Genomic DNA, 25,434 nt, shown 5'->3' on the forward strand with positions numbered 1-25,434 from the left:
TTCTCCCACGCGGGCGGGGCTACGCTGAGACGTGTGAGCACGCAAAGGGTCTTCGTCGCGCGCCTTTCAGGGTGCGCCGTTTTCGACCCCGCCGGCGATCGCCTGGGCAAGGTGAGAGACGTCGTGGTGATCTACCGAAAAGACGACCCTCCCCGCGTCATTGGTCTCATGGTTGAAATCCCGGGCCGCCGGCACGTGTTCGTCTCGATCGGGCGCGTGACTTCCATCGCCACCGGGCAAGTCATCACCACCGGGCTCATCAACGTGCGCAGGTTCCAGCAGCGCGGCGGTGAAGTGCGGGTCCTGGCCGAAATGATCGGGCGCCGCGTCTTCTTCACCGACGGCTCGGGTGGTGCCGAGATCGAAGACGTGGCCATCGAACGCAATCGCCTCGGCGAGTGGGACATCGGGCAACTCTTCCTGCGCAAACCCAAGACGAGCGCGTCACCGTTCGCCAAGGGTCCGACGACGTTCGCCGCCTGGAACGAAGTACGCGAAAACGCCAATCCCGGTCAGGCGCAGTCCGCCGAACAACTGGTGGCCAGTTACTCCGAGCTCAAGGCGGCCGACCTCGCCAACACCCTTCTCGACCTGCCCGAAGAGCGCCTTTTCGAGGTTGTCGACGAACTCTCCGACGACCGCCTTGCCGATGCACTCGAAGAGATGCCCGAAGACGACCAGGTCCACATCCTCGAGTCGCTCGGCGATGAGCGGGCCGCCGACATCCTCGATGCAATGGAACCCGATGATGCCGCCGACGTCTTGGCCCAGCTCACAGAGGAGCAGCGCGAAGAGCTTCTCGATCTCATGGAGCCCGACGAGGCAGAAGATGTCCGCGCCCTTCTGAAGTACAGTCCCGACACCGCCGGTGGGCTCATGACGCCCGAGCCGATCGTGCTGTCAGCGGACGCCACCGTTGCCGAGGCGCTCGCCCTCATCCGTCGCCATGAACTCCACCCGGCACTTGCGGCGGCGGTCTTCGTGACCCTCCCGCCGTATGAGACCCCAACGGGCAGGCTCCTCGGGACCGTCCACTTTCAACGGATGCTGCGCTATCCCCCGCACGAACGACTCGGCGCGATCATCGATGACACGCTCGACCCGGTGCCGGCGACCGCGTCGGCAGCCGATGTCGCGCGCATGCTCGCCAGCTACAACCTCGTTTCGCTCCCTGTCGTTGACCCGGCGCGGCGCCTCGTCGGCGCGGTCTCAGTCGACGACGTGCTGGACTACCTCCTGCCCGAGGACTGGCGTTCGCACGACGGTGACGAAGAGCCCGCAACGACCGCACCCGGGAGGCGATGATGGCACGCAACACCAGACAGCCCTCGTTGGATGCTCCGCGCGGCCGCTCTGGCATGCTCAGTCGCAACCCGCAACCCTCCAGCGACCGGTTCGGGCGGTTCTCCGAGGCCTTCGCGCGCGGCATGGGTACGTCCGGCTTCCTCATCGGCATGACCGTGTTCGTCGCGGTGTGGTTGTTGTGGAACTCGCTCGCCCCCGTGGCACTGCAGTTCGACCCGCGCGCGACCAACTTCACGCTGCTGACGCTGATTCTCTCGCTTCAGGCGTCGTACGCCGCGCCCCTGATCCTCCTCGCGCAGAACCGACAGGATGACCGCGACCGGGTGCAGATCGAGCAGGATCGCCAGCGCGCCGAACGCAATCTCGCCGACACCGAATACCTTGCCCGAGAGATCGTTGCCCTGCGCATGGCCGTCACCGACGCGCAGAACGAGGCCCTCACGAAAGACCTCCTCCGTGCCGAATTGAAGGCGGCGCTCGAAAAGCTCGACCAGCCGGGCGGATCGCACGCATGACTTCTCCGAGGATCGCGGCGGTGCGCCGCGCCGTCGGCGCGGTCGTCGACCCCGAGTTGCGTCTGCCGCTGGCTGACCTCGACATGGTGCGCGAGATCGACGTCGACGGGTCGCTCGCCGTCGTCGGCATCGTGCTGACGATCGTGGGTTGCCCCGCCGCGGAGCGCATCTCGTCCGAAGTGCGGGCGGCCGCAGCATCCGTGTCCGGAATCGACGAAGTGCGTCTCGAAGTGGGCGTGATGACCCCTGCCGAGCGACAGGTGCTGACCGAGAAGCTCCGCGGTGGGCGGCCCGCACGTGAGATGCCCTTCGGCCCTGGCACCCTCACCCGCGTCATCGCCGTGACCAGTGGCAAGGGCGGTGTCGGCAAGTCGACCGTCACCGCGAACCTCGCTGTCGCCCTAGCGGCGCGCGGACTATCGGTGGGCCTCGTCGACGCCGATGTGCACGGCTTCTCGATACCGGCACTCCTCGGTCTCGTCGCCCCCGACGGCACGGTGCCGCAGCCGACGCGGATCGATGACCTCATGCTGCCGCCGGTCGCGCACGGGGTGAAGGTCATCTCGATCGGAATGTTCCTCCAGCGCGGCGACGGTGACGGTACGCTCGGCGCGGTCGCCTGGCGAGGACCGATGCTGCACCGCACCGTCCAGCAGTTCCTCACCGATGTGTTCTTCGGCGACCTCGATGTGCTCCTCCTGGATATGCCTCCGGGCACCGGTGACATCGCGATCTCTGTCGGGCAACTGCTGCCCAATGCCGACGTGCTGGTGATCACCACTCCTCAGTCATCGGCATCCGATGTCGCGATCCGCAGCGGCACCGTTGCGCGCCAAACGGGCCAACGAGTCATCGGCGTCATCGAGAACATGGCAGCGATGCTGCTTCCGGATGGCTCGGTCCTCGAGCTCTTCGGATCCGGCGGTGGCGCGGCTGTCGCGAATTCTTTGTCGAATGGTGACTCGCCCGTCGAACTGCTGGGCTCGATCCCGCTGTCGACCGCCCTGCGGCAGGACGCCGACGCCGGAGTGCCCGCCGTGCTGCAGCATCCAGACGACCCCGCGTCAACTGTCATCCTCGAGCTGGCAGCACGCATCGCCCGTGAACCGCGAGGTTTGTCAGGCAAGCCGTTGAACGTCCGCCCGAGCTGAGGGCGCAGTGGTCAGGTGGCTTCGGGATCGAACGGGGGCCGCTCGCCCGCCCGGAACGGCGAGGGAACGGATGCCGGTGCCACCGGCGGAGTCGCCACGAGCGGCCGCGAGGGCTTCACCGGCTGAACCGGCGCGTCGTCCAGCAGCGCTTCGCGGATGATCCGCCGCGGATCGTACTGTCGCGGGTCGAGTGTGCGCCAATCGACGTCATTGAAGTCCTCGCCCATTTCGTCACGTACGCGTGTTTTGGCGTTCGTGACCCAGTCACGGGAACGCTTGACCCACCCAGAGAAGGCCTCGGCATACCTGGGCAATCGCTCAGGACCGATGATCAACCCTGCGATGAGCGCGACAAGCAACACCTTCTCGATGGTGATGCCGAAGAACATGACCCCAGATTACCCGTCGCGCCTGCTCGTTCCGCCCACCTGATCGACATATGCTGACCGCGGAGGCACCGACAATGAGCGAGCAGGATGCAAACCAGCGGTTTGCGGCGGAGGCAACGGTCGAACCCGACGAAATCGCGCGCGCACGAGCGCACGCGCTGGAGCTCGGCGCGACGCCGATCAGCCCGGGTGTCGGGGCGCAGTGCGCGGTGATTGCCGCGGCTTCCCGCGCGCTGAATATCGTCGAGATCGGCACCGGCGCGGGTGTATCCGGGCTGTGGTTGCTCCACGGGGCGCCGAAGGCTACTCTGACCACGATCGACAACGAGCCCGAGCATCTGGGCGCGGCCCGCCAGGCTTTCGCCGAGGCGCGCATCCCCGCAGCACGCGCACGATTCATCACCGGCCGCGCATCAGAAGTACTTCCCCGGATGAACGAAGCGTCCTACGACATCGTTCTCGTCGACGCCGACCCCGAGGGCGTGATCGAGTATGTCGAACACGGTCTGCGCCTGGTTCGGCCCGGCGGGACCGTGCTCGTTCCACGTGTGCTCGCCGGCGGCGCCGTCGCCGACCCCGTGCGTCGCGATGCCGTCACCAGCGCGTACCGATCACTCATCCAAGAGACGCAGGGTTCACCGGCAGTCATCGGCGCCTTGAACACCGTTGCCGAAGGCCTTCTGCAACTCACGACCATCGTCGCGGACTGAACGAGTTGCGCACCGCCTACACGCAGAACGGCCGGTCCGAAGACCAGCCGTTGTGCGCGATCGCAGTGATCAAGCGGGGTTCACGACCCCGCTGAGCACTCCGTGGAGTTCTTTCGCCTCGGCGTCGTTCACTGAAACTACGAGGCGTCCGCCACCTTCGAGCGGAACACGAACGATGATGAGTCGGCCTTCCTTGACGGCCTCCATCGGCCCGTCTCCGGTTCTCGGCTTCATGGCTGCCATAACGGCTCCTTTTCATCGGGGGTCTAGAGAATCAAGTTTACCGAACCTCACCGACAGGGGATAATCCGCCGCTCGGGGAAACTCACGGAACGCGCTCAATCGTGTCGCCCAGCGCATACATCGTGTAAATCCACCACCACTGACCGCCGAGACACGCGCAGAGCACACCGACCCGCCACACGGTCGAACGAGGCACCGCGAACGCGCCCACGAGCGGTGACATCGGCAGCAGCAGGCGGAAGATGCTGGATTGAGGAAAGAACACCAGCAGGAGATACACGCCATAGCTTGCGGCCCACAGTCTCAGATCTACACCGAGCTTCTTCACCTGTGGAACGAAAACAAGAAACGCAGCAAACCCGATCACGGTCACGGCAAGGGCGACATACCCGACAATCGGTCCCAGACCCCACTGCGTGAACCAGAAGGCCGCGCCCTGGATGAAGCCCTCCACCGGCACGAAGCCCTCGCCGCCAAGGCCCCAGTTGCGGCGCCAGGCGAGCTCGGTCGCGAGATAGGCATCAGCATCCCCCGTCACCGCTGCGGCGATCACCTGCCACGAGAAGCCGACGATCACCGCCCATGCGCCGAGGGCGACGATGTGGACGACATGGACTCCCGTCAGCGAATCCGTTCGACGTGTGAGCCATCGATGGATGCCGTGCAAGGCCAGGAAGAGCGCGAACGCCAAGACTCCCGGACGAGTGAAGCCCATCAGGGGAATGAGCAGATACAACCACCCGTATCTGCGTTGCATGACCGCCCAGAGCGAGAGGAACAGCCACAGCAAGAACAACGCCTCCGCGTAGCCGACCTGAAAGAGTGCGGCCAGGGGGCCCGCCGCGAAGAAGACGACGGCCCACATCGCTGCGGGATCGCCGAGCTTCGGCGTCAGCATCCGGAACAGGACGAGGCTCGCCAGGTATCCGGCGACGAGCGAGACGATCACCGCTCCTACAGCCCACGCTCCGAAGGGGAGCCCGACGGCTTCTGACAGGTATGCGTACAGGGGCATGAACGCCCACTGATTCTCCGCAACCTGGCCGGATCCGGTGAGCGGAAGAACCGTGGGGTAGCCGTGCACGGCGACGTACCAGTACCACTGGGCATCCCAGCCGGTCACCAGCGTCGCGAGAGTCGCATCCGGGCCGAACCGTGAACCGAAGGTCGAAAGGTTCGCGGCGAGCAGCAATAGTCCGGTCGTCACAAATCGGGCCGCAAGGTAAAGCACACCGACGCGCACAGCGACCGGCGCCGTCACCCAGGATGCGGCCACGCGGGTGGACGGACTCAGGTCAGCCACGCACGCAGACCTCGCTCGACCGCATCGATCTGAGTGAGGGGAACGCGCTCTTCGTCGTGGTGTGCGAGGTGCGGGTCACCCGGTCCGTAATTGACCGCCGGGACGCCCATCGCCGAGAAGCGGGCGACATCCGTCCAGCCGTACTTCGGCTTCGCGGTGCCCCCGACGGCCGCGACGAACTCTTGGGCGAGCGGTGCGTCCAACCCGGGACGTGCGCCGACGGCGATGTCGACCACTTCGACCTCGAATCCCTCGAACAGCTCGCGCACGTGCGCCTCTGCTTCGGCGGCGTGACGGCTCGGCGCGAAGCGATAGTTCACCTCAATTTCGCAGAGATCCGGGATGACGTTGCCCGCGACTCCGCCGCTGACGCGCACCGCGTTCATACCCTCGCGGTACTCCAAGCCGTCCACCATCACCCGTCGGGGAACGTAGATCGCGAGCCGATCGAGAATCGGCGCCGCCTTGTGAATCGCGTTCTCACCAATCCATGCGCGCGCGCTGTGTGCGCGAACGCCGGAGGTGCGCACGAGCGCACGAAGATTGCCGTTGCAGCCGCCCTCAACCTCACCGTTGGACGGTTCGCCCAGGATTGCGAAGTCCGCCTCGAAGAGATCGGGACGGGTGCGGGCGAGTCGCGTGAGGCCGTTGAGGTCGGCGTCGACCTCTTCGTGGTCGTACCACATCCACGTGATGTCCACGCGAGGGTCGGTGAGGTCATGTGCGAGCTTGAGCTGCACGGCGACGCCCGCCTTCATGTCCACTGTGCCGCGACCCCAGAGAAAGGGTTCGCCGTCGATCGCCACGTCGCGTGTAGGCACGTTCGCGTTGATCGGGACGGTATCGATGTGCCCCGCAATCGCTACCCGTTGCGCGCGCCCGAGGTTCGTCCGCGCCACTATCGTGTCGCCGTCGCGGTATACCTCCAAGTGAGGCAGAGCCGAGATGGCGTCGAAGATCGCGTCGGCAAGAGCGGTCTCGTCGTCCGACACGCTCGGCATGTCACAGATGGTTCGGGTGAGGTCGACCGAGGTCGCGGTCAGATCGAGCGCAGGCATCCTCTGAGTCTAACGACGCCCTCTTCCCGCTACCGTGGAGGGATGAGCGAAGAACGATGGATTTGGGGCGTTGGCCTGGCATCAGTGGCTGAGGAAGGAACCGTGCTCGACACCTGGTTTGCCTCCCCCGAAGCCGGTCGCATCCCGCTGGGATACGACGCCTCGCGCCCACCCGAAGACCTCGAACAGCTTGCCGTCGCCGATGCGCGCCGCGCCGTCGCGGTCGAGGTCGTCACGGTCGAGGTCAACCTCGACGCACCGCCCGCATCGACCTCCGACGCGTACCTGCGGTTGCACGCTCTCTCGCACCGGCTGTGCGTCCCCAACAGCATCAACCTCGACGGAATCTTCGGCCACCTCCCGAACGTCGCGTGGACCAACGCGGGGCCGATACATCCGGACGACATCACTCGCCTACGCCCGTTCCTCCAGCGCGACGGTATCCAGGTGCAAGGGCTCGACAAGTTTCCCCGATTGCTCGACTACGTCACGCCTCCGGGAGTGCGAATCGCCGACGCGAGCCGCGTCCGCCTCGGCGCCTACCTCTCCCCCGGCACAACGGTGATGCATGAGGGCTTCGTGAACTTCAACGCCGGCACACTCGGTTCATCCATGGTCGAAGGTCGCATCTCGCAGGGAGTGGTCGTCGGAGACGGCAGCGACATCGGGGGTGGCGCATCAATCATGGGCACGCTGTCGGGCGGCGGCGCACATAAGGTCTCTATCGGTGCCCGAACGCTGCTCGGCGCGAACGCCGGGGTCGGCATCTCGCTCGGCGACGATTGCGTGGTCGAGGCGGGCCTGTACGTCACCGCCGGGTCGAAGATCGTCCTCGCGGACGAGTCATCGCACGCTGACGGCTCGAGGCCGGTCGTCAAGGGAGCCGAGCTCTCCGGCCGTGACGGCATCCTGTTCCGACGCAACTCTCTCACCGGCGCCATCGAGGCAGTACGGCGCGCGGGCGTAGGCGTCACCCTCAACGAAGCGCTCCACGCCTAAGATCTGCTCATGACCAAGCGCCTGAGCAAGCAAACATACGAGACCGAACTCAAGCGGCTGCAGGCGCAATTGGTTGACATGCAGGCGTGGGTTCAGGCATCCGGCGCCCGCATCGTGGTGATCTTCGAGGGGCGGGATGCCGCGGGCAAAGGCTCGACAATCAAACGCATCGCCGAATACCTCAATCCCCGAGTGACACGCATCGTCGCTCTGCCGACCCCGAGCGAGCGCGACAAGACGCGGTGGTACTTCCAGCGCTACGCTCCTCACCTGCCCGCAGCCGGAGAGATCGTGCTGATGGATCGCTCCTGGTACAACCGCGCCGGTGTCGAGCACGTCATGGGGTACTGCACAAGCGAGCAGTACCATCGGTTCCTCCATCAGGCCCCGATCTTCGAACGGATGCTGGTTGAAGACGGCATCATTCTGCTGAAGTACTGGTTCAGCGTGTCGGACGTCATTCAGGAGGAGCGCTTCGTCTCGCGCAACGATGACCCCATGCGCCGCTGGAAACTCAGCCCCAACGACGTCCTCTCGATCACGAAGTGGGAGGACTACTCCCGCGCCAAAGACACCATGTTCGTCCACACCGACATCCCCGAAGCTCCGTGGCACGAGGTCGACAACGACGACAAACGCCGCGGACGGATCAACATGATTCACCATCTGCTGTCGAAGATCCCTTGGCAACCGGTCGAGCGCGAGCCCATCGACATCCCGCCTCGGCCCGCTTCGGGTGGCTACGACCGCCCCCCGCGTGATGAGAGCGCGATCGTCCCTGACTACGCCGCGACCCTGAAGTAGCGACAAGCTCTGCGATCACCTGGCATCGGTGCTAGCGCCGATGCCAGCCGTCAACGTTCCGGCTAGCGTCCTACCGAGCGGCATCGTTCCGTCGTGTCGCTTCCCAGGAGGCACTGTCGTGACCGATGTCCAGCACTCGACACAGGGCCTAGCGCCTCACTGGCGTCGTTGAGTCACCACTCCCCTGCCCGTTGTCGATTGCGCACCTAACCGCCACGATGATGTCATGAGCACGCCAGGCACTGACCGAGCGGGAGTGATCCGCTGGATCACTCTCGGTGTGTCGTTGTGCGCGCTCTGGGTATTCGCGACCGTGGGGAGAATGCTTGCCGCGGGTCGGTCCGATATCGACGCGTTCACGTCGACACCCGTGTGGACGGTGGCTGCGCCGATCGCAGCAGCGATGGTTTTCGCCCTTGCGGTGTGGAATCGCTTTCGAGGTGCGCGAGCCCTCGCGCCGTGGATCCTCGCGATGGCGGGTGGTCTGACCTTCTACAACCTCTTCCTCGAGCTCGCCGCGTGGCTGGACGCAACCGGTCAGACGGGCCACATCCTGTTTCTGGTCGTGGTCGTCTTCGCGACGAGCGGCTGGATGATCACGCTCGCGTCGGCACAGGTCGCCGCGGCCGCTGCTGGGTCGATTGTGATCGGAGACCGCTCGGCGGCCCGGCTCGTGACCTTCGTCTTGGGGGCGCTAGCCATCGTCATCCTCGCCGGACTGCTTGTGCCGCCGGCCTTCGCCCTCGAGGAGTTCGGGGACACTCCCACAATCCTGCCGCGTACTTTCGTGCTGAGTGCGAGCGCCCAGACGGTGTCGTACGGCATCGTTCTCGCATGGATGCTGTCGTTGCTTGTAGCGCCTCTGGTTCTGGGCGTGCGGGCCGCGCGCACTCGCGGGCCACTCCGTCCGGTGCTCGCTCGACTCGCAGTCGGTGCCGTGCTGCCTTTCGCGGTGGTTCTCCTCTGCGGAGTGCTGGGACTCCCCGTCGCAGCGGGCTCGAACGCGGAGATCGAAACCATTGCGCTGACCTTCGGGTTCTGCACCGCTTTCCCGCTCACCGCATGGTGGCTCAGCGCGGTCGTGCGCGATGCCACAAGCGGCGACGGACGCGCAGTCACCGCTCTCGTGAGGATCATCCCCGGCCTGCTGTGGACGGTGTACGGGCTCGCTCTCGTGCAACTCGTTCTTCCCGTTGCGACCGTTGTCGGACTGACCGCCGCCGCATCCGTCATTCTGACTGCCCTTGTATTCGCCGCAACAGTGGTGCCGTGGCTGTGGTTCGTGAGGTGGTGCATTCGCCGAGTCGACCCGCGACGCGCGGTGGCCGCCGCGGTCATCCGCGCCGTGGAGAACACCGACACTTCGCCTGGCTCACTCGCCGAAGGGGCGCTGCGACAGGCCCTCGATGAACCCGACGCGCGCCTCCTCATCGCGAGACCCGACGGACTGTGGTGGGATGCATCGCTCACCGAGGAGATCTTGCCTGATCCAGATCTCCTCGCTACGTCGGTCACCGATCGCACAGATCGGCAGATCGCCCTGTTCCTGTCGCGACATCGATTCGTCGACACCCGAAAGCTCGTCGACGTCACGCGCCCGCTGGTTGAGCGAGCGTTTCTCGAGGCATCCGTCCGCGACCAGTCCGATCTGCTGATCGCCGAGCGCGAGAGAGCGGATGCCGCGACCACCGCTGCGCGCGAGAGTATCGAGCGCGACCTGCACGACGGCGTGCAGGGTCGACTGGTCTCGCTCGGTCTCAATCTCAGCCTCGCACGCGAGACACTGTCTGACCCCACCTCCCGACTGCTGGTCGATGAGACAGTCGAGGGCATTCAGCGTGCCGTCGCTGAACTGCGTCTCCTGGCCACCGGTACGGTGTCGACCACCCTCGTCGATCGAGGACTGGCCGCGGCCCTGGGTGATTTGGTGCGCCGGGTTCCGCTCGAGGTCGATCTCGCGGTCGATGACGTGAGACTGGATGCGACAACCGAGTCGGTCGCCTACTTCGTCGTTGCCGAAGCGCTGGCGAATGTCCTCAAGCACGCCGATGCCCGACACCTGTCGGTGGTCGTTGGCTCGACCGGATCGTCCGTGAGCGTCACGATCGCCGACGACGGGGCAGGGGGCGCAGACCCGCGCCTCGGTTCTGGTCTCAGGGGGCTGACCGAGCGCGTGCGCGCTGCGGGCGGCCACCTCGTGGTGAGCGAGCGGAAGCCGCGCGGAACGCTTCTCGAGGCGGTGCTGCCGTGCGCGCGGTGATCGCCGAAGACCTCGTGCTGTTGAGAGACGGTCTCTCGCGTGCATTCCGGGCACATGACATCGATGTCGTCGCCGAGGTCGGTGACGCCGGCGCCCTCGTCGACGCCGTGAACGCCAATCGGCCAGACATCGCCATCGTCGATGTCAGGATGCCACCCACGTTTCGCGACGAGGGCGCGAGGGCGACACGCCTGCTGCGCGACCGCTTCCCGGCCATGGGGATTCTCGTCCTCTCCCACACGATCGACCCGGTACTCGCGCTCACTCTGGCCAGCGACCGCGCCGAGGGCTTCGGCTATCTGCTCAAGGACCGGGTGCTGGACGTGTCGGTCTTCATCGACAGCGTGCGCCTGGTCGCCGCAGGTGGCACAACCATCGACCCGGCGGTCATCTCCGGTGGTCTGGCCCGCCGCACGGGAGCGCTCGCGGTGCTCAGTGACCGCGAGCGCGACGTCCTCTCCGAGATGGCGCGTGGACGAAGCAATGCGGCGATCGCAGCCGACCTGTACATCTCGGAGAGAACGGTGGACGCTCATGTGCGCTCCATCCTCCTGAAGCTCGATCTCGCTCCGTCTGCGGAGGCCAACAGACGCGTTCAAGCCGCACTGGCGTGGCTCTTGGCCGGCGATGAATCAGGGTCAGCACCGATGCCGTGACGCGGCAGCGCTCCCTAGCCTGGCGTGAACACAAGGCAAGGAGCACACGATGGCACGTCAAAGACGTTCGGCAACCCGCTGGATTCGGATCATCCACCGATGGATCTCGATGACCTTCGTGGTCGTCGCGGCGTTCCTCATCCTGCCCGTGATTCCGCCGGGACCGGCCTATGACGCGGTCTCGACAGTGGCCATTGTCCTGTTGCTGGGCCTTTTGGTGACGGGGATATGGATGTCCATTCACCATTACGTCGTCAAGTCGCGGGCACCGCGTCGTGCACGATCGGCGGCTCAGCCTGCAGCCTGACTCGATACCCGCTAGTTGGCGCCGGGGTAGTTGCGCTCGGGTGAACCCACATACAACTGCTGCGGGCGGCCGATCTTCGTCTGCGGGTCTTGCTGCATCTCGCGCCAGTGTGCAAGCCAGCCCGGCAACCGACCGATCGCGAACAGCACGGTGAACATTCGCGTGGGAAAGCCCATCGCCTTGTAGATCACACCGGTGTAGAAGTCCACGTTGGGGTATAGGCGACGCTCGCGGAAATAATCATCGCTGAGGGCGAGCTCTTCGAGCTCTTTCGCAAGATCGAGCAGCGGGTCGCTGATGCCCAGCGCCTCGAGCACCTCATCGGCGGACTCTTTGACGAGCTTCGCGCGCGGGTCGTAGTTCTTGTACACGCGGTGGCCGAAGCCCATGAGCTTCACACCGTCTTCTTTGTTCTTGACGCGCTCGACGAACCGCTGCACGCTCTCGCCCGAGTCGCGAATGCGCCCGAGCATCTCGAGCACGGCCTCGTTCGCGCCGCCGTGCAGGGGACCGTAGAGGGCGTTGATACCGGCCGAAATCGACGAGAACTGGTTCGCGCCGGTGGACCCGACCAGACGCACCGTCGAGGTGGAGGCGTTCTGCTCGTGGTCTTCGTGAAGAATGAGCAGGCGCTCGAGTGCGCGTGACATCACAGGGTCGATCTCGTAGAGCTCGGAGAGAACACCGAAGTTGAGCTTGAGGAAGTTGTCGACGAAGCTCAGCGAGTTGTCGGGGTAGAGGAAGGCCTGCCCGATGCTCTTCTTGTGCGCGTACGCGGCGATCACCGGCAGCTTCGCGAGCATGCGGATGGTGTTGAGCTCGACGTGCTCGGGGTTATTGGGGTCGGACTCGCTCTCGTAGTAGGTCGAGAGCGCAGCGGTGGCCGACGAGAGCACCGACATGGGGTGAGCGGTAGTGGGCAGCGACGAGAAGAAGCGCTTGAGATCTTCGTGCAGGAGCGTGTGGTGGCGAATGCGCTCGTCGAACGCGGCGAGTTCGTCAGCGGTGGGCAGCTCGCCGTAGATCAGCAGCCACGCAACCTCGAGGTAGGTACTGTTCTGCGCGAGCTGCTCGATCGGGTAGCCGCGATAGCGCAGGATTCCCTGGTCGCCGTCGATGAAGGTGATCGCTGACTTCGTCGCGGACGTGTTGACGAAACCGTAGTCGAGCGTGGTGTGACCGGTCTGACGGGTGAATGTCGAGATGTCGATGCTGGGCACTCCATCAGTGCCCTGAAGCACCGGGAACTCAGCGGTTCGATCGCCGATAGAGAGGATGGCCTTGTCTGGGTTGGTGCTTGCGTCGCTCACGCCGGCTCCTCGCGATTGGTGATCCTGCGGGGGGTCATTCCGGATCGTGGGGGCCTGGTAGCGGCCGTCCGAGAGAGCCGGCGCGTGGACGAATGGTGCCTCGCCAACGCGTGCCTACAGCCTAGTGTCCAGCGGTACATACTGCCGACACCGCTAAACGGCAGGACCATTCGATAGAGGAATCCTCTGTATGGACCGAACGGATGCCTCGACCTACGCCTCGAGCAACCGCTCGGCTGCGGCGCGAATCCGCTCGTCCGACGCTGTCAGCGAGAACCTGATGTGATTCGGGAAATGGTCGCCGTAGAAGTGACCGGGGCCGACAAGGATGCCGAGCTCAGCCAGCCGTCCCAGACTCTCCCATGCGTCGCGATCCTCGGTGGCCCAGAGGTAGAGCCCTGCCTCGCTCGCGTCGACACGGAAACCCGCGGCCTCAACCGCGGGGCGCAGAGTCGCACGTCGAGCGCGATAGAGCTCCTTCTGCGCAGCCACGTGCTCGTCGTCGCCGAGAGCAGCGATCATCGCCTCCTGCACCGGCGCCGGAAGCATGAGCCCGAGGTGTTTCCGCGCCGTCAACAGCCTCGCCACGAGTGCGGGGTCACCCGCGAGGAACGCGGCTCGGTAGCCGGCGAGGTTCGACTGCTTGCTCAGGGAGTACACGGACAGGATGCTCCTCACATCACCGCCCGTCACCCTGGGATCCAGCACCGACGGGATTGCCTCCGTATCCCACGGGGCATCCCATCCGAGCTCTGCATAGCATTCGTCCGAGACCAGTACCGCTCCGATTTCGCGGGCGCGGAGCACCGCCACACGGAGGGCTGCCACGTCCATCACTCGCCCGTCGGGGTTGCCGGGCGAATTGACCCAGATCAGTCGCGCTCCGAGGGGCCAGTCCGCAGCGTCATCGGCGGCAACAGGAGACGCACCCACCAACCGCGCCCCGACCTCGTAGGTCGGGTAGGCCGCACGCGGATGCACGACGATGTCGCCGGCGCCCAGGCCCAGCAGCAGTGGGAGCAGCGCCACCAACTCTTTGGACCCGACCGTGGGAAGCACGTGGTCAACGCTCAGTCCGCGCACACCCCGCCGGCGCGCGAACCACTCGACGATGGCTTCGCGAAGTGCGGGCGTGCCGACCGTCTGCGGGTAGGCGTGAGCATCGGTTGCTGATGCCAAGGCGTCAGCAACAACCGGCGGAGTCGGATCCACCGGTGAACCGATCGAGAGATCGATGATTCCGTCGGGGTGGGCTTTCGCCCGCGCAGCGTACGGCGCGACTGCGTCCCAGGGGTAGTCGGCGAGGTCAGCGACACCCATGACGCGTTACGAGACCTGAGGCGGAAGAGCGTCGATGACGGGGTGGTCTTTGTGGATCACGCCGACCTTCGCGGCGCCACCCGGGGATCCCACGTCTTCGAACCACTCGACGTTGGCCTTGTAGTAGTCCTGCCATTCGTCGGGAAGATCGTCTTCGTAGTAAATCGCCTCAACGGGGCACACCGGCTCACACGCACCACAATCGACGCATTCGTCGGGGTGGATGTACAGCATTCGGTCACCCTCGTAGATGCAGTCAACGGGGCACTCATCGATACAGGCGCGGTCCTTGACGTCCACGCACGGAAGGGCGATTACATACGTCACGAGATCAGTCTAGTTGGCTTCGCGGGGCGCAATTCGCTCCGGCCACGCCACGACGAGCGCAACCGCGATCGGCACGGCGATGGTCCACGCGATCGCGAGCGGCGTCTCGGGCACGATCACTGAACCACCGGGGCCACGGCCGGAGAACATGAGCGTGGCGATCATCATGCCCATTCCACAGGCGAGCGCCGCCCACCGATCGCCGGTCAACAGGCGGACAGCAGCGAGCATCGCGACGACGCCGATCGCGGCCAGGATCAGACCGAGCGGAAGCCACCCGATCTCGAACGCGTGCGCGATCGTTCCGGCGGAGCCATAGACCGCGCCGACCAGTAGCGCGACAACCCACGTACCCACCCGCGACCAAGAGAACTTCACCCGCAAAGTCTAGGCGTGGACGGGGCTTTTCCCCGTCATGCACGCACAACGGCACCTCCCGGAAGACCCTGATACCCAGTTTCGAAATTCGTGAATCTCCGTTTCATCACGAATGCGTAACCGACCGGTTGGTATGTACCCTGAGACTGTTAGGTTCGACCCCATCACAGCGCTGTGACCGAAGGGATGCCATGACGCTGGCTGTACATAACATCGAGGTTGTCTACGAGGACGTGATGCTCGTCGTGAAAGGCGCCAGCATCCGCATCCCTCGCGAGGGCATCGTCGCACTTCTCGGCGCGAACGGCGCCGGAAAGACCTCTCTGCTGCGCGCAATGACGGGCTTGCTGGATGTGCACCGTGGCCGAATCTCGCGCGGTCATGTCTCGATCGACGACTCCCCCGTCGACACTCGACGCGCCTCGGATGTCGTCCGCGCGGGCGTCAGCCAGGTGATGGAAGGCCGGCGCGTCTTCGTGGAATTCTCGGTCGAAGAGAATCTCCGGGTCGGCGCGTACACGCGCAGCCGCACCGGCATAGCCGACAACCTCGACCGTGTGTACGGGATGTTCCCGATCCTCAGGGATCGCCGTGGACAGCTCGCTGGCTATCTCTCCGGCGGTGAGCAGCAGATGTTGGCGATCGGGCGCGCGCTTATGGCCGAGCCACGCTACATCCTGATGGACGAACCGAGTCTGGGCCTTGCCCCTCAGATCGTCGAACAGATTCGTGACTTGATCGTCGAGATCCGTCGATCCGGTACGGGAGTGCTTCTGGTCGAGCAGAACGCCGCGATGGCGCTGTCGATCGCCGATCACGGGTACGTGATGGAGAACGGCAAGATCGTGATGGATGCTCCGGCCAAAGCATTGCGCGAAGACGATGACATCCGCGAGTTCTATCTCGGCACCGGCGCGGGCGCCGGGAGCCTCCGAGATGTGAAGCATTACAAGCGCCGGAAGAGGTGGCTCTCGTGAGCGTGCTGCTCGAAGTATCCGACCTCACACTCCGCTTCGGCGGTGCAACCACTCTGGATGCGATCTCATTCGACGTCAATGACGGCGAACTCTTCGCCATCATCGGGCCCAACGGCGCGGGCAAGACCTCGACCTTCAACTGCATCTCGGGCGTCTACCGACCGCAAGCAGGATCGATCACTCTAGGCGGTGAAAGCCTGTTGGGCGCCGCCCCCGATGAAGTTGCGCGTCGCGGCGTGGCTCGCACATTCCAGAATGTCGAACTGTTCGACAACCTCTCGGTCCTCGACAACCTGCTACTCGGGCGCCACCAGAAGACCTCGTACGCCTGGCCAGAGGCGATGCTCTGGTTCGGTCGCGCTCGACGTCAAGAGCTCGCAGCGCGACGCTACATCGAAGACCTCATCGAGTTCCTCGATCTCGCGACCGTCCGCCACATGCCCGTCGGGATCCTCCCGTACGGAGTGAAGAAGCGTGTCGAGCTGGGTCGCGCGCTCGCGATGGAACCTCGACTTCTGCTCTTGGACGAACCGGTCGCGGGCATGAACTCCGAAGAGACCGAAGACATGGCGAGGTTCATTCTCGACATTCGCACAGAGCTTGGAACCTCGATGATCATGGTCGAGCACGACATGCGCCTCGTGATGGACCTCGCCGACCGCGTGATGGTGATCGATTTCGGCAAGCGGATCGCGCTGGGCACGCCCGATGAGGTTCAGAGCGACCCCGCGGTCATCGCCGCGTACCTCGGTGGTGCGACGGAGGATGTCGCGGCCGAACTTACCGCAGTGATCGAATCCGCGCCCGATGGACGAGAGGGCGCATCGTGACAACGCCCGAAGAGACGCGCTATCTGACCCGGATGCTGCGCGCCAACGCCGCCGAATTCGCAGGCCACACCGCGCTCCGCGTGAAGCAGTCGGGCATCTGGCACGACATCACGTGGGGCGACTACGCCCGATTCGTCGAAGAGATCGCTTTCGGGCTCGCGGCACTGGGTGTGACCGCGGGCGATCGCGTAGCGATCCAGTCCGAGAATCGACCCGAATGGCTCTTCGCCGATCTCGCGGCGTCGTCGCTGCGCGCGGCCATCGTCGGGTTGTACCCGACCAATCCGGTCGCCGAGATCACGTACCTTTTGCAGGACTCGGGCGCGCGCGTGCTCATCGCTGAAGATCAGGAGCAGGTCGATAAGGCTCTCGCCGCCGAGGCGGAGTGTCCGGCACTGGAGTGGATCGTCTTTCTCAATGGGCGCGGACTCGCCGGGTACGAGCATCCGAAGCTGCTGTCCGTCGACGAACTCATCGTGCGCGGCGACGCACATCGTGCCGCGCACCCCGCTCTGCTCGAGCAGATCGACCGCGAGCGGTCCCCCGACGATCTTTCGACGCTGATCTACACGTCCGGCACCACCGGTCCGCCGAAGGGCGTCATGCTGTCGGCGCGAAACATCTCGTTCTCCGCGCACATCCTGTCGCTGGACGATGGGATCCTGGGCCGTCAGGTGGGACCCCACGACACCCTGCTGTCCTACCTCCCCCTCTCACACGTCGTCGAGCGGGGAATCTCGGTCTGGGCCAACATCTCCACGCGCACCGTCGTGCACTTCGCCGAGTCAATCGATACCGTGACTGCCGACCTCGCGGAAGTACAGCCGACGATCCTGTTCGCCGTGCCACGCATCTGGGAGAAGATCCAGGCGACGGTGTCGATCAAGATGGCTGGCGCCAGCCGACTCAAGCGAACTATCTACGCCCGGTCGATGAAGTGGAGCCAGACGATCGGCGCAGATCGCGTAGCAAACGGCGGCGAATTCACCCGCCGGGCACGACTTCTCTACGTGATCGGGTGGTACCCGCTTTTCCGGCCGCTGCGCAAGAGGCTCGGCCTGTTGCGCGTGCGTCACGCGATCTCCGGCGCGGCACCGATCGCGCCGGAGGTCCTCGCGTTCTTCGTGGGCATCGGAGTTCCGCTGTACGAGGCGTACGGCATGACCGAGAACGCGGCGATCGCCACCACCAACCGGCGCGGCCGCGCGATCGTCGGCACGGTCGGCGAACCACAGGCGCTGGCCGAGGTGACACTCGCCGAGGGTACGAACGAGGTGCTGACGCGGCATCCGGGCACCTTCGTCGGTTACTGGGGCAAACCCGAGGCGACCGCCAACACGATTGACGCGGACGGGTGGCTGCACACCGGTGACGTCGGCGAGTGGGTCGAGGGCACCCATCTGCGGATCATCGACCGCATCAAAGACATCATCATCACCGCGGGTGGAAAGAACATCTCACCGAGCGAGATCGAGAACGCGCTCAAGGCCTCGCCCTACGTGAAAGAAGCCGTCGTGATCGGTGACCGGAGGGCCTACTTGACGGCGCTGATCGGAATCGAGTTCGACACCGTAGCCGACTGGGCCTCACGGCAGCGAATCGAGTTCACCACCTACCGCGACCTGTCGGAGAAGCCCGAAGTGACGGCGCTGATCGCCGGGATCATCAAGGACGTGAACACACGGTTCGCGCGCGTGGAGTCAATCCGCAAGTTCCGGATGCTGACGAAAGAACTCGACCACGAGGACGGCGAATTGACCGCCACGCAGAAGCTCAAGCGTCAGGCCTTCGCAGCGACCGTGCCCCACCTGATCGACGACATGTACTCCGAATCTTCCGCGTACGCAGGCTCCGACCTCGGGAGGAACGGGTGAACGCGCTGCTCTCGTCTCTTGCCACCGGCCTCGGGCAGGGCGCGGTCTATGCGGTCATCGCCGTGGGCTTCGTGATCATCTATCGCGCGACCGGCGTCCTGAACTTCGCCCAGCCTGCGCTTCTCATTCTCGGCACCTTCGCCACGAGTGTCTTCGCCACCGAAATGGGCCTACCGTTCTGGGTGGCCGTGCCCCTCGCCATGATTGTGCTCGCGGGGGTTTCTGCGGGCGTCGAGCGCATCGCGATCCGGCCGATGGTCGGCCGTCCACCGTTCTCGGCCGCCATCGTGACGGTCGGACTCTTCATCGTCCTTCTCGTGATCGCCTTCCGCCTGTTCGACTCGAAGTCACGGACCGTCGGTGACCCGTGGCAACTCTCGGCGATCTGCCTAGGCGGCGAGGTGACCGAGTCGTTCGGGGTCACAGGATGCACCGGCGGCGTTCAGATCTACGAGAACGCGATCGCCCGGTTCGTCATTGCGCTCGCCGTGATCGGGCTCCTCGGTCTCTGGCTCACGCGTTCGAAGTTGGGGCTGGCGATGCGAGCGACATCGCTCGACCAAGAGACGGCGCTCGCCCAGGGCATCAACGTCGGCCGAATGTTCTCGATTTCGTGGGCGATCGGCGGCGGGATGGCCGCCCTCGCCGGCGCCCTCCTGGCGGCGAACGGATCCGTGGTTCAAGCGACCGACGCCCTGTTCGCCCTCGTCGCCCTCCCCGCCATCATCATCGGCGGTCTGGACTCCCTCAAGGGTGCCGTGGTCGGTGGACTCATCGTCGGTGTCGCCATGGCGCTGACGAAGACCTACCAACCCCAGTTCGCGCCGTGGTTGGGCGCGAACTTCGAGAACGTCATTCCGTACCTGCTCATGCTCGTCGTACTGCTGATCAGACCCTACGGCCTCTTCGGCACTCGGGAGGTGCAGCGAGTATGACCATCGACACATCCGGTCGCCGGCTCACCGGCGGCTCAGAACGCCTCGACTTCGAACACAGCCGTGGAACGGTCGATCGCACGGTACGGCGCGGGCGCCCGACCCTCTACACGAGCTACTCGGCCGACCAAGCGCTGCTGAATACACCTACCAAACGCTGGTGGACCGGGGTGTTGCTCGTCATCGCGCTCGCCGCGCCGTTCTTGATCGCGGCCGATCTCACCTACCTCCTCACACTCGCCGTCGTGTATGCCGTCGCGGGCATCGGGTTGAATCTGCTCACGGGCTACGCCGGTCAGGTCTCGCTCGGGCATGCCTTCTTCCTCGGGCTCGGCGCCTACACCGCCGCCGTCTTCGGCGGCGAAACCGGTCGCTCCACATGGGGTCTCGGCTGGGACCTCGCGATCGTGCTGCCCCTCGCAGCCGTCATCCCCGGTGTGATCGGACTCGTCGTCGCGCCGCTGGCGACCCGAGTTCGTGGGCTCTATCTCGCCGTCCTCACGCTCGGGCTGCTCGTGCTCGGTGAGCAGCTGTTCAAGGTGATGGTCCCGGTCACCGGCGGGCAGGGCGTGGGCCGCGGCGTTGCTCAACGCACACTCTTCGGCGCCGACCTCACCGCCACCTATGCGATCGGCCCGCTCATCATCCGTCCTGAGACGTCGCTCTACCTGCTGTGTCTCGCTTTGCTGGTGGTGACCGCCCTCACCGCGCGCAACCTCGTGCGCGGCCGACAGGGTCGAGCGTTCGCCGCCGTTCGTGACCGCGACATCGCCGCCGAGGTCATGGGCGTCAACCTCCTGCGGACGAAGACGCTTGCCTTCGCCCTCTCGTCCGCTTACGCAGGTCTCGCGGGCGCGCTCTTCTCCATTCTCGTCGGACGCATTGTGCCCGAGCAATGGAACCTTCTGCTGTCGATCGACTTCCTCGCGGTGATCGTCATCGGCGGCATTGCCACAATCTCGGGATCGATCATCGGGGCAGCTTTTGTGGTGCTCCTCCCCCGCGTTCTCGAAGAGCTCACGCACGTCATCCCATGGATCAGCGTGTCCAGCGGTGGGCTGATCAACGTTTTCCAACTGCAGACCATCATCTTCGGCATCCTGATCATCGTTTTCATCACGCTCGAGCCTCGGGGTCTTTACGGACTATGGGCGCGCGTGCGTAACTACTTCAAAGCGTGGCCGTTCTCGTACTGAGCAGCCTCGTCAGCCAAGAACCGCAACACACAACTGAACACCCTGCCCACCCGGGCACCACTAATGAAGGAGCACAGCATGACCATGCGTCGACGAAGCCGCGCGGCACTTGCCCTCGTGGCCGCTGGAGTTCTGACCCTCTCTGCCTGCACGCAGGTGACGGAGGAAGAACCCAGCGCAGAGCCCGAAGGGGGCGGCGAAGAGATCGTCACCGGCCAGGGCATCACCGAAGAGGCGTGTCCGGACGCGGTGAATGCAGACAACGGCTGCATCTACCTCGGCGTCTTGTCCGACCTCACCGAGGGACCGTTCGCGGCCCTCGCCGTCCCGATCACCGATGGCCAGCGCGCGTTCTGGGCCAAGGTGAACGCCGACGGTGGCATCGGCGGATTCGACATCGACATCGATACCTACACCCGCGACACCAAGTACCAGCCGGCCGAACACGCCGCCCAGTACCAACAGATCGCCGGTGACATCCTCGGCATCGCTCAGTCGCTCGGAACCGTGAACACCGAATCGGTGCTGCCCGACATGATCGACCGCAGCCTCGTCACCGTGCCGACCTCATGGTGGTCGGGTTACGCCTTCGAGGACTACGACCAAGGCATCATCCTCGAGACTGGATACTCGTACTGCACGGAGGCGATCGTCGGACTGGACTGGTTCGCCGAGACCTACGATGCCCCCACCGTTGTACAGGCCATCGGGTACCCCGGTGACTACGGCGGGGATTCGGCGGAGGGCGTGGCCCGTTGGGCCGAAGCAAACGGCGCGACTGCGGCAACCCCCATCGCCACCGGACCGAACCAGGTCGTCGGCAACCAGGATGCCGTCGTCGGCGCCGTCCTTGCTGCCGCTCCCCAGGTTGTCGTCCTGGCCGTCGGGCCGGCCGAGACCGCTGAGATCGTGGGCAAGCTCGCCGCGAGCGGCTTCACGGGCCGGTTCATGGGGTCATTGCCGACCTGGAACGACGCGCTTCTCGGTTCTGCCGCCGCGCCCGCTCTGATCGGCCTCTACAACCACATGACGCCTTACGAGAACTGGGATGGCACGAGCGCCGGCATGGAAGCGATCAAGGAGTCGCTGGGCGGGGAACTTCCCGCCAACGCCGGCTACATCATCGGTTGGGTCATCGGCTACCCGTTCCAGGCAGCTCTCGAGGCCGCCGCCGCGGCCGGCGACCTGACGCCGGAAGGCCTTGCGGCAGTCGTCGACGGCCTCGAGGTCGACTTCGAGGGCATGGTGCCGAACCACATCTATGGTGGCGACGCCCAGGCGAACGCCGCTCAGTCGGTGAACATCGGTCTGCCCAACCCTGAGGTCGACCTGGGCCTCGAGACGATCGCAGCGTTCTACGAAGGTGGCACGTTCGCGCAGACCGACTACACGTCGGCCTGCGTCGCCACGGGCTGATCTCTCAGCAGCGAAACGGAAGGGGATGCCTCGGCTACGAGGCATCCCCTTCCAGCGTCTCTTGGCGTTACGCCGCCCAACCCCACAGTCGCAAGAGCGCGGCCACGAGCGCTGCCGCTACGACAACTACGAGGAACGGTGCGCGCAACACGAGCAACCCGGCAGCGACCAGCACCGCGGGGATGCGGGCGTCGACCACGATCGCCTGACCCACGCCGAGTGTCTGCACCGCCACGAGAGCTGCGAGCAGCGCCACAGTGAGCAGGTCCGCGATGCGGGCTGGGCGTGGCGCTTCCAGCACCCTCGGCGGCACGAGGTACCCGAGGGTTTTGAGAGCGATGCAGATGGCGGATGCTGCGAGCACCGCACTCCACAGCGTCACGGGAGCCCCTCCCGCTCGGGAACATCATCGGGCTCGATGTCGCCTGAGCCGGGTGCCGGCTCTTCTCTGCCGAGCCAGTTCGTCCATCCGACGAGAATCGCCACGACGGCTGCCAGGAGCACCGGAAGCCCAGGCATCATCACCGGGGTCAGCACGGTGGCCACGACAGCAGCAGCGACGCCGACGACGATCGGTTGAAGCCGCTTCAGCCGCGGCCACAGGAGGGCAAGGAAGGCGGCTGCCGCTGCTGCATCCAATCCATACGCTTTCGGGTCGCCGAGCACATCACCCAGGAGCGCGCCGGCGAGCGTCGACAGGTTCCACCCGATGTAGATACCGACACCGGTCACCCAGAACCCGACAGTGCGGGCGTGCCGCGTGCGTTGCGCGAGCGATACCGCGGTCGACTCGTCGATCGTGAAGTGCGCCGCAGCGGCGCGACGCCACAAACCGTCGCCGATGACCGGTGACATGCGCATGCCGTAAGCGACGTTACGCACCCCCAGCAGCGAGGCCGAAGCGATCGCTGCGGGAGCAGCGGCCAACCCGCCCGCACCGATCACGCCGACGAAGGCGAACTGCGATCCGCCCGTGAACATGAAGAGGCTGAGAACGCAGGTCTGCCAGATATCGAGACCGGATGCTACGGCCAGTGCGCCGAACGAAATGCCATAGGCACTCGTTGCCAGCGCGACGCCCAGTCCTTCGCGCGCGGCGCGCCGGGACTCCCCCGGCGCGTGCGCGTCATCGAAGTGGGGATCCAGTGTCACCGGTCGAGCCTAGCGAGCCGCCGGCACACTCAGAGCGGTCCGCTCTGCCATTCGTGGACGGTTTCGTGTCAGACGCCGGCGTCCTGGCGCTTCAGGCGTGAGGTAGCGCGGGCGCGCTCGTTGGCGTCCAGGTTCACCTTGCGGATACGTACGATCTCGGGTGTCACCTCGACGCATTCATCGTCACGCGCGAACTCGAGGCTCTCCTCGAGAGTGAGCTGGCGAGGAGGCGTCATCGACTCGAACGTGTCGGAGGTCGACTGACGCATGTTCGTCAGCTTCTTCTCTTTCGTGATGTTCACGTCCATGTCGTCGGCGCGCGAGTTCTCGCCGACCACCATGCCCTCGTATACCTCCTGCGTGGGCTGCACGAAGAACGACATACGCTCCTGCAAGGCAATGATCGCGAAGGGCGTCACCACACCCATGCGGTCGGCCACGATCGAGCCGTTCTGGCGCGTCACGATGTGACCCGCCCATGGCTCGTAGCCGTGCGAGATCGCGTTGGCGATGCCGGTGCCACGGGTCGTGGTCAAGAACTCGGTGCGGAAGCCGATGAGGCCACGCGACGGGACGATGAACTCCATGCGCACCCACCCGGTGCCGTGGTTCGTCATGTTGTCCATGCGGCCCTTGCGAGCGGCCAGCAACTGAGTGATCGCGCCCAGGTACTCCTCAGGAGCATCGATCGTCAGGTGCTCGAACGGCTCGTGCACCTTGCCGTCGACCCGCTTTGTCACCACCTGGGGCTTGCCCACGGTGAGCTCAAAGCCCTCACGGCGCATGTTCTCAACGAGGATGGCAAGTGCGAGTTCGCCGCGACCCTGGACCTCCCACGCATCCGGCCGTCCGATGTCGACGACCTTGAGCGAGACGTTACCGACGAGCTCGCGGTCGAGGCGGTCCTTGACCATGCGAGCAGTCAGCTTGTGGCCCTTGACCTTGCCGATGAGCGGCGACGTGTTCGTGCCGATTGTCATCGAGATCGCGGGGTCGTCGACATGGATCTGCGGCAGAGGGCGCACGTCGTCGAGGTCGGCGATGGTCTCGCCGATCGTGATGTCGGGGAATCCCGCGATGGCGACGATGTCGCCGGGGCCGGCGTCGTCAGCGGGGTAGCGCTCGAGCGCGCGCGTCTTGAGGAGCTCGGTGATCCGTGCGTTGCTGACGGTGCCGTCGGCTCGCACCCACGCGACGGTCTGACCCTTCTTGAGCGTGCCGTTGAAGACGCGCAACAGGGCGAGACGACCGAGGAACGGGCTGGAGTCGAGGTTGGTGACCCACGCCTGCAGCGGCGCTTCGTCGTCGTACTCGGGAGCCGGGACGTGTTGGAGGATGGCTTCGAAGAGCGGCTCGAGATCGTCGTTGTCGGGCAGTGAACCGTTCGCGGGACGATTGCGCGACGCAGCGCCGGCGCGGCCAGAGGCATAGACGACCGGTACGTCCAGGAGTGCGTCGACGTCGAGATCGGGGACGTCGTCCACAAGGTCGGAGGCGAGGCCGAGCAGAAGATCGTGAGCTTCTTCCTCTACCTCGGCGATACGCGCGTCGGGCCGGTCGGTCTTGTTCACGAGCAGGATGACGGGAAGCTTGGCTTCGAGCGCCTTACGTAGCACGAAGCGGGTCTGCGGCAGCGGGCCCTCGCTCGCATCGACGAGCAGGACGACACCGTCCACCATCGACAGACCGCGCTCGACCTCGCCACCGAAGTCGGCGTGACCGGGGGTGTCGATCACGTTGATCGTGACCGGGACATCGGAGTGGATTCCCGAGTAGGTGATCGCCGTGTTCTTGGCGAGGATCGTGATCCCCTTCTCACGCTCGAGATCGTTCGAGTCCATCGCGCGCTCTTCCATGTGCTCGTGAGAGCCGAAGGAGCCGGTCTGTCGCAGCATGGCGTCGACGAGGGTCGTCTTGCCGTGGTCGACGTGGGCAACGATCGCAACGTTGCGGAGGTCTGAACGGAGGGCGCGCGCCATGAGGGAAGTCCTTGCGGGTGGGGTGGGAGTGCCGGGAAGC

General features: G+C 65.3%; 26 protein-coding genes. 15 read left to right on the top strand and 11 right to left on the bottom strand.

Features of this window, described 5'->3' with window-relative positions; all coding sequences use genetic code 11:
* The first annotated feature begins 33 nt into the window (after nt 1-33).
* From LG299_RS03675 to LG299_RS03685, 3 genes are read left to right on the top strand one after another with little or no spacing between them, the layout of a single operon-like run.
* Complete coding sequence (locus LG299_RS03675; RefSeq protein WP_404433618.1) at nt 34-1,305, top strand: magnesium transporter MgtE N-terminal domain-containing protein; 1,272 nt, start codon at nt 34-36, stop codon at nt 1,303-1,305.
* Nucleotides 1,305-1,820, top strand: coding sequence for a DUF1003 domain-containing protein (locus LG299_RS03680; RefSeq protein ID WP_404433619.1), 516 nt, complete (start codon nt 1,305-1,307; stop codon nt 1,818-1,820). The genes LG299_RS03675 and LG299_RS03680 overlap by 1 nt, the downstream gene beginning before the upstream one ends.
* Nucleotides 1,817-2,971, top strand: coding sequence for an Mrp/NBP35 family ATP-binding protein (locus LG299_RS03685; protein WP_404433620.1), 1,155 nt, complete (start codon nt 1,817-1,819; stop codon nt 2,969-2,971). The genes LG299_RS03680 and LG299_RS03685 overlap by 4 nt, the downstream gene beginning before the upstream one ends.
* A gap of 11 nt (nt 2,972-2,982) precedes the next feature.
* On the opposite strand, the gene LG299_RS03690 is transcribed toward LG299_RS03685, so the two are convergent.
* Nucleotides 2,983-3,360: a Sec-independent protein translocase TatB gene (locus LG299_RS03690; protein ID WP_404433621.1), complete on the bottom strand. Its 378-nt coding sequence runs from the start codon at nt 3,358-3,360 to the stop codon at nt 2,983-2,985.
* A gap of 74 nt (nt 3,361-3,434) precedes the next feature.
* Here LG299_RS03690 and LG299_RS03695 point away from each other — a divergent pair, with 74 nt between their 5' ends.
* Entirely contained in the window at nt 3,435-4,070 is a 636-nt protein-coding gene (locus LG299_RS03695) for an O-methyltransferase (protein ID WP_404433622.1), read from the top strand.
* A 69-nt stretch (nt 4,071-4,139) separates the two neighbouring features.
* On the opposite strand, the gene LG299_RS03700 is transcribed toward LG299_RS03695, so the two are convergent.
* From LG299_RS03700 to dapE, 3 genes are all read right to left on the bottom strand, one after another.
* A complete protein-coding gene (locus LG299_RS03700; RefSeq protein WP_404433623.1) occupies nt 4,140-4,313 on the bottom strand; it encodes a DUF3117 domain-containing protein in 174 nt (57 codons plus the stop codon).
* An 82-nt stretch (nt 4,314-4,395) separates the two neighbouring features.
* Nucleotides 4,396-5,616: a hypothetical protein gene (locus LG299_RS03705; RefSeq protein ID WP_404433624.1), complete on the bottom strand. Its 1,221-nt coding sequence runs from the start codon at nt 5,614-5,616 to the stop codon at nt 4,396-4,398.
* Nucleotides 5,604-6,674, bottom strand: coding sequence for a succinyl-diaminopimelate desuccinylase (gene dapE, locus LG299_RS03710; protein ID WP_404433625.1), 1,071 nt, complete (start codon nt 6,672-6,674; stop codon nt 5,604-5,606). Before dapE ends, LG299_RS03705 begins: the two co-directional genes overlap by 13 nt.
* Nucleotides 6,675-6,716: 42 nt before the next feature.
* On the opposite strand from dapE, the gene dapD reads away from it, so the two are divergent.
* From dapD to LG299_RS03735, 5 genes are all read left to right on the top strand, one after another.
* On the top strand, nt 6,717-7,673 hold the full coding sequence (gene dapD, locus LG299_RS03715; protein WP_404433626.1) for a 2,3,4,5-tetrahydropyridine-2,6-dicarboxylate N-succinyltransferase: 957 nt from the start codon (nt 6,717-6,719) through the stop codon (nt 7,671-7,673).
* A 9-nt stretch (nt 7,674-7,682) separates the two neighbouring features.
* Complete coding sequence (gene ppk2, locus LG299_RS03720; protein ID WP_404433627.1) at nt 7,683-8,477, top strand: polyphosphate kinase 2; 795 nt, start codon at nt 7,683-7,685, stop codon at nt 8,475-8,477.
* A gap of 226 nt (nt 8,478-8,703) precedes the next feature.
* Nucleotides 8,704-10,737 (top strand): sensor histidine kinase, encoded by a 2,034-nt coding sequence (locus LG299_RS03725; RefSeq protein WP_404433628.1) that lies wholly within the window; start codon nt 8,704-8,706, stop codon nt 10,735-10,737.
* Nucleotides 10,725-11,393 carry a response regulator transcription factor gene (locus tag LG299_RS03730; protein ID WP_404433629.1) on the top strand — a complete coding sequence of 223 codons (669 nt, stop codon included), beginning with the start codon at nt 10,725-10,727 and terminating at the stop codon, nt 11,391-11,393. The genes LG299_RS03725 and LG299_RS03730 overlap by 13 nt, the downstream gene beginning before the upstream one ends.
* Before the next feature lie 49 nt (nt 11,394-11,442).
* Nucleotides 11,443-11,700 carry a hypothetical protein gene (locus LG299_RS03735; protein WP_404433630.1) on the top strand — a complete coding sequence of 86 codons (258 nt, stop codon included), beginning with the start codon at nt 11,443-11,445 and terminating at the stop codon, nt 11,698-11,700.
* 11 nt (nt 11,701-11,711) lie between these two features.
* Here LG299_RS03735 and LG299_RS03740 read toward each other — a convergent pair whose 3' ends face one another.
* From LG299_RS03740 to LG299_RS03755, 4 genes are all read right to left on the bottom strand, one after another.
* On the bottom strand, nt 11,712-13,010 hold the full coding sequence (locus LG299_RS03740) for a citrate synthase (protein ID WP_404433631.1): 1,299 nt from the start codon (nt 13,008-13,010) through the stop codon (nt 11,712-11,714).
* 213 nt (nt 13,011-13,223) lie between these two features.
* On the bottom strand, nt 13,224-14,330 hold the full coding sequence (gene dapC, locus LG299_RS03745) for a succinyldiaminopimelate transaminase (RefSeq protein ID WP_404433632.1): 1,107 nt from the start codon (nt 14,328-14,330) through the stop codon (nt 13,224-13,226).
* Nucleotides 14,331-14,336: 6 nt separating this feature from the next.
* Nucleotides 14,337-14,657: a ferredoxin gene (gene fdxA / locus LG299_RS03750; protein WP_404433633.1), complete on the bottom strand. Its 321-nt coding sequence runs from the start codon at nt 14,655-14,657 to the stop codon at nt 14,337-14,339.
* Nucleotides 14,658-14,666: 9 nt separating this feature from the next.
* Entirely contained in the window at nt 14,667-15,035 is a 369-nt protein-coding gene (locus tag LG299_RS03755; RefSeq protein WP_404433634.1) for a histidinol dehydrogenase, read from the bottom strand.
* 191 nt (nt 15,036-15,226) lie between these two features.
* Here LG299_RS03755 and LG299_RS03760 point away from each other — a divergent pair, with 191 nt between their 5' ends.
* The 6 genes from LG299_RS03760 to LG299_RS03785 all read left to right on the top strand — a co-directional run bounded on the left by LG299_RS03760 (nt 15,227) and on the right by LG299_RS03785 (nt 22,263).
* The gene (locus LG299_RS03760) at nt 15,227-16,012 is read left to right on the top strand and encodes an ABC transporter ATP-binding protein (RefSeq protein WP_404433635.1); all 786 of its coding nucleotides are present in this window, start codon (nt 15,227-15,229) and stop codon (nt 16,010-16,012) included.
* Nucleotides 16,009-16,842, top strand: coding sequence for an ABC transporter ATP-binding protein (locus LG299_RS03765; RefSeq protein ID WP_404433636.1), 834 nt, complete (start codon nt 16,009-16,011; stop codon nt 16,840-16,842). The genes LG299_RS03760 and LG299_RS03765 overlap by 4 nt, the downstream gene beginning before the upstream one ends.
* Complete coding sequence (locus LG299_RS03770; RefSeq protein ID WP_404433637.1) at nt 16,839-18,716, top strand: AMP-dependent synthetase/ligase; 1,878 nt, start codon at nt 16,839-16,841, stop codon at nt 18,714-18,716. The genes LG299_RS03765 and LG299_RS03770 overlap by 4 nt, the downstream gene beginning before the upstream one ends.
* Complete coding sequence (locus LG299_RS03775) at nt 18,713-19,651, top strand: branched-chain amino acid ABC transporter permease (RefSeq protein WP_404433638.1); 939 nt, start codon at nt 18,713-18,715, stop codon at nt 19,649-19,651. The genes LG299_RS03770 and LG299_RS03775 overlap by 4 nt, the downstream gene beginning before the upstream one ends.
* Nucleotides 19,648-20,847: a branched-chain amino acid ABC transporter permease gene (locus tag LG299_RS03780; RefSeq protein WP_404433639.1), complete on the top strand. Its 1,200-nt coding sequence runs from the start codon at nt 19,648-19,650 to the stop codon at nt 20,845-20,847. The genes LG299_RS03775 and LG299_RS03780 overlap by 4 nt, the downstream gene beginning before the upstream one ends.
* Nucleotides 20,848-20,925: 78 nt before the next feature.
* Nucleotides 20,926-22,263, top strand: coding sequence for an ABC transporter substrate-binding protein (locus tag LG299_RS03785; protein WP_404433640.1), 1,338 nt, complete (start codon nt 20,926-20,928; stop codon nt 22,261-22,263).
* A gap of 67 nt (nt 22,264-22,330) precedes the next feature.
* Here LG299_RS03785 and LG299_RS03790 read toward each other — a convergent pair whose 3' ends face one another.
* The 3 genes from LG299_RS03790 to typA all read right to left on the bottom strand — a co-directional run bounded on the left by LG299_RS03790 (nt 22,331) and on the right by typA (nt 25,394).
* Nucleotides 22,331-22,645 (bottom strand): AzlD domain-containing protein, encoded by a 315-nt coding sequence (locus LG299_RS03790; RefSeq protein WP_404433641.1) that lies wholly within the window; start codon nt 22,643-22,645, stop codon nt 22,331-22,333.
* Nucleotides 22,642-23,415 (bottom strand): AzlC family ABC transporter permease, encoded by a 774-nt coding sequence (locus tag LG299_RS03795; protein ID WP_404433642.1) that lies wholly within the window; start codon nt 23,413-23,415, stop codon nt 22,642-22,644. Before LG299_RS03795 ends, LG299_RS03790 begins: the two co-directional genes overlap by 4 nt.
* A 68-nt stretch (nt 23,416-23,483) precedes the next feature.
* Nucleotides 23,484-25,394, bottom strand: a complete 1,911-nt coding sequence (gene typA, locus LG299_RS03800; RefSeq protein ID WP_404433643.1) for a translational GTPase TypA — start codon at nt 25,392-25,394, stop codon at nt 23,484-23,486.
* Nucleotides 25,395-25,434 lie beyond the last annotated feature (40 nt).

The organism is Microbacterium lacus (assembly GCF_044794305.1).
GTDB lineage: Bacteria > Actinomycetota > Actinomycetes > Actinomycetales > Microbacteriaceae > Microbacterium > Microbacterium lacus_B.